The organism is Myroides injenensis M09-0166 (assembly GCF_000246945.1).
Lineage (GTDB): Bacteria > Bacteroidota > Bacteroidia > Flavobacteriales > Flavobacteriaceae > Flavobacterium > Flavobacterium injenense.
In genome coordinates, this window is record NZ_BAEX01000116.1 from 1 (window position 1) to 9,259 (window position 9,259).

Annotated in this window: 4 protein-coding genes; 3 read left to right on the plus strand and 1 reads right to left on the minus strand. The window is 32.9% G+C overall.

The annotated features are described in order from the left end of the window. Positions 1 to 477: ribonuclease HII (locus RH98_RS14065; RefSeq protein WP_010256347.1), on the minus strand; the 477-nt coding region annotated here is incomplete at its 3' end. Positions 478 to 826: 349 nt separating this feature from the next. On the opposite strand from RH98_RS14065, the gene RH98_RS14070 reads away from it, so the two are divergent. The 3 genes from RH98_RS14070 (at position 827) to RH98_RS14080 (ending at position 9,219) form a co-directional block, all read left to right on the plus strand. Beyond that, entirely contained in the window at positions 827 to 3,889 is a 3,063-nt protein-coding gene (locus RH98_RS14070; protein ID WP_010256349.1) for a SusC/RagA family TonB-linked outer membrane protein, read from the plus strand. 6 nt (positions 3,890 to 3,895) lie between these two features. Further along, entirely contained in the window at positions 3,896 to 5,425 is a 1,530-nt protein-coding gene (locus RH98_RS14075; protein ID WP_010256351.1) for a RagB/SusD family nutrient uptake outer membrane protein, read from the plus strand. Between the two features lie 590 nt (positions 5,426 to 6,015). Then, positions 6,016 to 9,219, plus strand: coding sequence for a SusC/RagA family TonB-linked outer membrane protein (locus RH98_RS14080; RefSeq protein WP_010256353.1), 3,204 nt, complete (start codon positions 6,016 to 6,018; stop codon positions 9,217 to 9,219). The last annotated feature ends 40 nt before the right edge of the window (positions 9,220 to 9,259 follow it).

Consider the following 9,259-nt stretch of genomic DNA (forward strand, 5'->3'; position numbering starts at 1 on the left):
ACACGTAGTATGGAACTCTTCATGTATTTTATCCATATAATCATCCCTATATGTTTTTGCTAGAATAGATGCGGCAGCTAAACTTAAATATTTAGAATCACCTTTTACAATACATTGATAGGGTAAATTAGGGATAGGAGTAAACTTGTTTCCATCTATAATAAGAAAATCTGGATAAGGGTTTAAGACCTTTACCGATTCAGTCATTGCTTTTATTGAGGCATGCAGGATATTTATTTCTTCTATCACATCCTCAAAAATGTGAGTAACCTTATAAGTTAGTGCTTTTTCTTCGATTATTTCTCTTAATTTATAGCGGAGTTTAGAGGTGATTTGTTTTGAGTCATTGACGAAGTCATTTTCAAAATCTTCTGGTAAAATTACTGCAGCTGCAGTTACTGGTCCAGCAATACATCCTCTGCCTGCCTCATCAGTTCCTGCTTCTAGGATATGTCCTGAATAATTTTTGAGTAACATTAATAATATTTTTTAGAAAAAGTAAATATAATAACTATACATGGATTAATTTATTTCTATAATGATATAATATTACTCTAGATAACGCTTAATTCAATCTTTAGGCTTCATCTATTGTTAAAAAATAAACCTTGTTAAGGTTTTGTTTGTGTTTTTTTATTATTTAGTTGTGTTTATTGTTTTGTTTGTTGTTATTTTTAGTGATTATTGTTTGTTGTTTTAACATTTATTATATTATTGTGGGTAATTGGTTTTGATATTTAAACGCTATTGAAGTTAATAAATATAAGGAATTGTTAGTTTTTAGATTACTTTTTTAAGTTTGTGAACTAACTAATTCAATTTAATAATGATATCAAAGTTTAAATGGACTTTAGCACTTGTTATGGTGCTATTTGTGCAATTATCGTTTGCGCAAGTAAAGACATTAACTGGGGTTGTATCTGAAGGTGGTATGCCTTTACCTGGTGTGTCTGTTATTATTAAGGGAACTCAAAATGGAACACAAACTGACTTAGACGGGAATTATTCTCTTCAAGTTAAACCTGGTGACATTCTAGAGTTTTCTTTTATAGGTTTAAAAGATGTTTCTTACAAAGTAGGAAATGCTAATAGTTATAACGTTACAATGGCTTCTGATGAAGAGATGTTAGAAGAAGTTGTGGTTATGGCTTATGGTCAAGTTAAAACTAAAAATGAGGTGACTGGAAATGCGGTTGCGATTAAAGGTGATGCAGTAGCTGCTACGCCTATGGCTTCTGCAGACCAAGCTTTACAAGGACGTGTAGCTGGACTTCAAATGTCTGCTTCTTCTGGTTCTCCTGGAGCGAAGCAAAACATTCGTATTCGTGGTCGTAACTCTATGACTGCTACAAATGAGCCTTTATATGTGATTGATGGTATTCCTATGTATGATGGGGATTTCTCTGGTGGAAACCAGACATCTGATGGTTCTTCTCCATCTACATCATTATCGTTATTAGCAACTATTAATCCTGCTGATATTGAGTCGATGACAGTATTAAAAGACGCTGGTGCAACTGCAGTTTATGGTGCTCGTGGTACGAATGGTGTAATTTTAATTACTACTAAAAGAGGAAAAACAGGAGCGACTAAGTTTAACTTTAGTACAAGAGTAGGATTCCAACGTAACGCTGTTAAAGGACCTAGATTATTAAGCTCTAGTGAGAAAGAAGAAATCTTTTTAGATGGTGTTTATAATACTTATGGTGCAGATAAAGGTTTCAGCAGAGAACAAGCTGGTGAATATGCTTTAGCTAACTTTGGAAATAGTGGAAACTACGGTGCTTGGGTTGCTTCGGGTAGACCTGATAATAATTGGGGAGACTATGTGAAGAATCAAGATGCACCTTTGACAAGTATTAATTTTTCTGCTACAGGTGGTGGAGAAAGAAATAACTTCTATGCGTCATTATCACATGATAAAATGGAAAGTACTGTAATTGGTTCTGATTTCAGAAGAATTGGTGCTTCTTTATCTTTCATGCAGAAAATTACTGATAAAGTAGAATTCAACACAAGTATTAAAGTTACTAATACTAAACAAAATGGTATTTCTGAAGGGGGAGCTTATTTCTCAAACCCTAACTATATCAAATTGGTGATGAATCCATGGAATCCACTTTATAACCCTGATGGTTCTTATTATTTACCTCCATCTGGTTATCATAACGTGGTTTATACAACTAAACATAATCAAGATTTAAACGATGTAACTAGAGTAATTAACTCTAACTCTATTGCATATAATATTACTGATGACTTGAAGTTTACTTCAAACATGGGAATTGACTATACGCTAGCTGATTATAGTGGTTATAGAAACCCAGTTCATGGTGATGGTAAAAATTATCAAGGAACAGCTTCTAAATATATTAGAAGAAACTTTACTTATATTGCTCAGAATGGATTAGATTATAGATTCCACTTAGGTGATTCACATCGTTTTGATGCTAAAGTATTAATCGAGTACCAAAAATCTAAACGCAATATTTTACAAGGTGATGGACAAATAGTACTTGAAGGACTTACATCTCTAGGTGCAGCGGCTGCTAATAAAGATGCAGCTTATGAATTTATTGATGATTCTAACTTAGGTTATGTTGGTATATTAAATTATAATTACCAAAATAGATTCTTAGTAGATGTTACAGGTAGAAGAGAGTCTTCTTCTAAATTTACAGATAGAAACGGAACTTTCTTTTCAGTAGGTGGTGCTTGGAATGTTCATATGGAAGATTGGATGTTACAACAACAAGCAATTTCTACTTTGAGATTACGTGCTTCTTATGGAACAAATGGTAACTCTCAAATTAATCCTAATATGTATGTTCAACGCTTGGATATCGTTACTTATGATGGAGAAGCTGGTTTAATTCCTAGCCAATTAGGTGGACCTATTGGATGGGAAAAACAAAAGAAATTAGACTTTGGTCTTGAGGTTGGATTCTTAAATGATCGCATTACTTTAGGAGCTGCTTATTTCCAAAGTAAAACTAGTGACTTACTATATAATAGAACATTATCTAAATTATCTGGGTTCGAAAGTCAAATGATGAACATGGGATCATTAGACAACCGTGGTGTTGAATTAGAATTTAATGCTGATATCGTTCGTTCAGAAGATTTTAATATCTCTTTTGGAGCTAACTTTGGTACAGTAAGAAATAGAATTACTGAAATGCCAACAGAAAATGGAAAACAATTAGAAGTTATTGGTTCTTATACTGCTAATATTAAAGGTCATTCAGTTGGTGAATGGTATATGCCAACTTGGGCTGGAGTAGATCCTGAAACTGGACAACCTTTATGGTATAATTTAGATGGAACTAAGACTAGTGTTTACGATGCAAAAACACAATCAAAATTCCAAGGAGCAAGTGCTTTACCTAAATTTACAGGAGGTGCTAATCTTCATATAGATTACAAAGGATGGTTTGCAGATGGTATGGTAACTTTTGCAGGAGGACATAAAGTTTATGAGCAATATGCATTTAAAACTGCTAATACTACTTCTGCTATTGTTTCTTCTAATGCTTCATCTCAAATGTTAGATAGATGGCAAAAACCTGGAGATATTACAGATGTGCCATTAGTTGAATATACTGCTACTGGAGGAAACAAAAGTGCAACTTCTGCTTCTACAAGATTTTTACATGACGGTGATTACCTTCGTTTGAGAAATGTAACTTTAGGTTATAATTTCACTTCTGATATTACTCGTGCATTAAAAATTGATGGACTATCAATGTCTATTATTGGAACTAACTTGTGGACTTGGGTGAAAGATAGTGGATTAAAATACGATCCAGAAGTTGATGCTACAGGATATGTGAGTGTTGCTACACCTCCAGTGAAATCATTTGTATTCTCTATTAATGTTAAGTTTTAAAAATTTATGAAAAAAGTTATATTTTCAATCTTATCTTTAGTTGTCTTAACAGGAGGATTAACCTCATGTACAGATGATAGATTGGATTCGTCTATGCAGGAAAGTGTTGATAATGAAACTACACCTGCAAAAAATGAAACTCAGCTAAAAGCGCGCGTTACAGGAGCTTACTTTAGAATGGTCAATTCAGCTTACTATGGAAGAGATATGATTATGTTTGGAGAAGTTAGAAGTGACAATGCTTTTGCTAAACCTGGTTTTTCTAATCGTTTTCAGATTGTGTCAAATTTCACTTTGACTCCTAATCATATTTATCCAGCCGATACTTGGCAACAAATTTACAAAGTTGTAAACTCTGCAAATTTAGCTATTCAATCAGATGTTACTGAGGGTGATAAGAAGGCAATAAACCAAAGTAAAGCTGAAGCTTATGCAATTAGAGCGGTAGCTCATTTTGATGCTTTAAGATTATTTGGTCAACAGAATGTTGCTAATTTAGGATTAGACGGTTTAGGTGTGCCTTATATTTTTAATTTCGCAGAATTAGATAATAAGAACTACAAAAGAAGAAGTGTAAGAGAAGTACGTGATTTAATTTATCAAGATCTTGATAAAGCTCTAGAATTAGTTGATACTGATATGAGCAATAAAAAACGTATGACAAAACAAGCTATGTTAGGTTTTAAATCACGCATTGCTTTATTCTTTGGTGCTTTTGATAGTAATGATTTTACAATAGCAAAAGAAAGTGCTGAACAAGCACTTGAAATTGGCGGATCTATTATTTCGAGAGGTGCATTTATTGATTCTTTTAAAGCTGAGGAACCACAAATTAATTCAGTTTTCGAATTAGCGCAAGATAATGTTAATAATCAAGGAAATAACTCTATCTACAATATCTACTCATATGATGGATATGGTGATGTTGTTGGAATCGACTTAAGCTTAGTTAGTTTATTTAATGATGCTAGTGATATTCGTGCAAGTAAAAAAATGCAAGATTATAATTATATCAAAAGTTCAAAAGGTAAATACAAAAAAGTTGGTACTGATAACTATCAATTGATAGCTGAAGGCGAAACTGTAAATGCTACAGATCGTTATAATCGTGAAAACTACCGTAATTTTGGTAAATACCCTGGTATAACTTCTAATGTAAAGGTAATGCGATATGAAGAGTTAGTGTTTAATTATATTGAAGCAGCTCAACGTACTTCTGGTAATGACGGTAAAGCTTTAGCTTTATTTAATGAATTATTAAGTGAGCGTTACGAATCAGCAAAACCGGTTAGTTCTTTAAACCTAGATGATATTTTATCAGAAAGAAGAAAAGAGTTTGTATTTGAAGGATTGCGTTTTGATGATTTAATGCGTAATAAAGAAGGTGTTGCTCCAGTTATTACAAGTAGTGATAAAGAAGGTGAAAACTCAAAATATACTGAAGGAGCTGAATATGGAAGTTATAAATTAGCTTTTCCTATACCTCAGAGTGAAATTAATGCAAGCCATATTGATCAAAATAAATTGAAACAATAAAATTACAATTTATTTAAAATTTTAAAGCCCAAACATTTTTGTTTGGGCTTTTTTTGTATGTAGTGATATCTATATTTTGTTAGGTCGGTGAGGTTGTCAGGGTTATTTATTAAGGATATGTATATAGCGATTTCACTATTTTGGTTGTAGTGATGCCGCAATGATGCCGCTATGGTCTCGCAATGATGCCGCTATACCTAATAGTTTTAGCGGCATCATTGTGGGATCATGTTGGGATTATAGTAGGATCATTATTTTGTGAATTCACTTAGCTAAGGTTTATTGTATTTTATATGTTAACGAATTAAATTAATTATCTGTAATTAACTTTATTTGAATATTATATTTTGATAAAATATAATATTTATATTTTATAATTGTTAAAAATATTTATTTTTTAGGAATTATTTGTTTAATTGTTAATTATATGATTTTTGAAGTGTATATTGTTTATTTTTTGTTTATAATTATATTTTTTTGTTAAAAGAATTAATTTAGTAGAGTTATATTGATTAATTGTTTGGTTTTGTTAATTTGTGTATTAACATAAAATTAATAGATTTGTGAAACTAACTAATCAATATTTTAAAATGAAGTCAAAGTACAAATGGTTCTTGAGTTTAGTCCTTGTGTTATTGGTGCAAGTAGGTTTTGCTCAGGATAAAACTCTATCAGGAGTAGTGAGCGAGGGTGGTTTTCCTTTGCCAGGTGTATCTGTTGTAATTGAGGGGACTCAGATGGGGACTCAGACAGATTTAGATGGGAGATATTCTCTAAAAGTTAAACAAGGACAAATTGTTGTGTTTAGTTTTATAGGAATGAATGATGTGAAATATAAAGTAGGGGCAACTTCTACTCACAATTTAGAAATGTTGTCAGATGATAATATTCTAGATGAAGTGGTGGTGGTTGGATATGGTACATCTACTAAAGAATCTTTTACAGGATCTGCTACTCAAGTTACTGCTAAGCAAATTGAGAATAAAAATGTTGCCAATGCTGTAAGTGCAATAGCAGGTGAGTCAGCAGGTGTACAGGTGATTACTTCCACTGGTCAACCTGGAGCTGAACCTACTGTCCGTATTCGAGGATTTGGTTCTGTTAATGGTAATAGAAGTCCATTATATGTAGTTGATGGTGTTCCTTATTTAGGAAATATTTCATCTATTAATCCTGGTGATATTGAATCAATGAGTGTTTTAAAAGATGCTGCTGCAACTGCTATTTATGGATCGAGAGGTGCGAACGGTGTGGTGATTATTAATACTAAATCTGGAAAAGGTAATAAGTCTTTTATTCAAGTAGACATGAAGACGGGTGTTAATTGGAGAGCTTTGCCAGGGTATGATGTTATTACCTCTCCAGAGCAGTATGCTGAATATTCACATGAGGCATTGCGAAACTATGGTAAGATTAAAGGAGGTTTTGATGATGCACAAGCTTATGCTTGGGCAAATCAAAATATGTTTAATGAGAAAGTAGGTATTGATCCACGTTACAATATGTGGAATGTAGCTAATGGTGGTGAATTAATTGATCCTGCAACGGGAAAAGTAAGATCTGATGTTACCAGACGCTATAATCCCGAGGATTGGCGAGATTATGCTTTTCAATCTTCGCGTCGTATAGAGGGGAACTTGACGATGGGGGGAGCAGCTGAAACTACTTCATATTTTACTTCATTGGGATATTTAAAGGATGAAGGATATTCAATTAATTCTGATTATGAACGCGTCACTGCTCGTTTAAATATTCAGCATAAACCGAAAGAATGGTTAGATGCTAAAATGAATGTTGGGTATACACATTCTCAGAGTAATAATAATGGTCAAAGTAGTGATTCAGGAAGTGTATTTTGGTTTGTTGATAATATTCCATCTATTTATCCATTATTTTTACGCGATGCTAAAGGTAATAAGGTACGTGATATCTATGGAGGAGACGAGTTTGACTACGGAATTGGTCGTGGTTTTGGAGCATTAACAAATGCGGTAGGAGATGCTACTTATGGTAAAGATAGAACTACTCGAGATGAAGTGAATGTAAGTACTTCTTTTGTTGTGAATTTATATGAAGGGCTAACATTTGAAACTAATGTTGGTGGACAGTATTATAACGCGACTAGAGATATACTAGGTAATAGATTTTATGGTTCTTCTGCTTCTATGGGAGGGTCAATAACTAAAGTAAAAACTGAAGTATTCACTTATAACTGGACAAAAATTTTACGTTATAAGAAATTATTAGGAGATCATAGTTTGGAAGCTATGATAGCACATGAGAATAATTCATATGAATACAGATATAATGCAGCAAGTAAGAATAATCTTGCTGATCCTAATGGAACAGAATTGAATAATGCTTCTGCTTCTTCTCGCCCACCGTTAGGATATAAGCTTGATAATACTTTAGAAAGTTATTTTGGTCGCTTGAATTACGATTACCTTGGAAAATATTTTGTAAGTGGATTGGTTCGACGCGATGGCTCTTCTCGTTTTAAAAAGGATAAATGGGGGACTTTTTATTCTATTAGTGGTTCATGGGTGGCGTCACGAGAGAATTTTATGTTAGATCAAAATGTTATTAGTAATTTGAAACTTAAGGGTAGTTACGGATTAATAGGTGATCAGTCAGTCGGAAGTTATTACCCTGGCGAAAATTTGTGGGATGTTTCTACCTATGGGGGAGATTTAGCGATATATGAAAGTATAATTGGTAATCCAGATTTATCTTGGGAGAAAAGTAAAATGTTTCAAGTTGGAATAGAGTTAAGTTTGAAACGTTTCTTAGATATTAATGTAGATTATTATGTGAAGAATACTGAGGATTTAATTTTCACAAGACGTGTTGGTCCATCAGCAGGATATGCGCTAATGACTGTAAATGACGGTAATTTACGTAACCAGGGTCTAGAGTTTGAAGTTACTGGGCATTTGCTTCAGAAAAAAGATGCATATATTGATTTGTCAGTTAATGGGAATTTTCTGCGAAATCGCTTGACAGAAATGCCAGTTGATCCAAGTACTGGTAAGAGAAAAGTTTTGGATGTAGATGGTTTATATGGTCGATCTGAAGGACATTCTTTATTTGATTTTTATACTAGAGAGTGGGCAGGTGTAGATTCACAAACAGGACAAGCACAATGGTACACTTATACTTATATTGATGCCGCAGGACAAAAGCAAAATGTAGTATCACTTACAGATTTCTTAGCTAATAATCCTGAAATGGAAGGAAAGTTAACTAAAGAAAAAACATATAGTGCTGCAGAAGCAACTATTGCTTACATTGGAAAATCTGCAATACCAAAAGTATCTGGAGGTATTAATTTAAATGCTGGATTTAAAGGTTGGGAATTTTCTGTTCAAATGCTATATAGTTTAGGTGGATACGGTTATGATAGCTCATATGCTACTTTAATGGGAAATGGCAGGATAGGATCTAACAATTGGCATAAAGATATTGCTAATCGTTGGCAAAAACCTGGCGATATTACAGATGTCCCAAGATTGTCTAATAATGCTGATGTGAATGTAAATGCTTCTTCATCGAGATTTATCACTAAGACAGATTATTTGAGTATAAATAATATTCGTATTGGTTATAGTTTACCGCAAACTTATTTAAAACAATTAGGTTTGGCTGAAATTAATTTCTTTGCTTCTGGTGATAATTTATTCTTATTTACTAAGAGAAAAGGATATAATCCATCTATGAGTGAATATGGACAATCTTCAGTTTATCAATATGCACCATTATCTACTATTACTGGTGGTGTAAGAGTAAAATTCTAATATTTAATAAGAAAGAAATGAAAAAAACGATATTAATTAT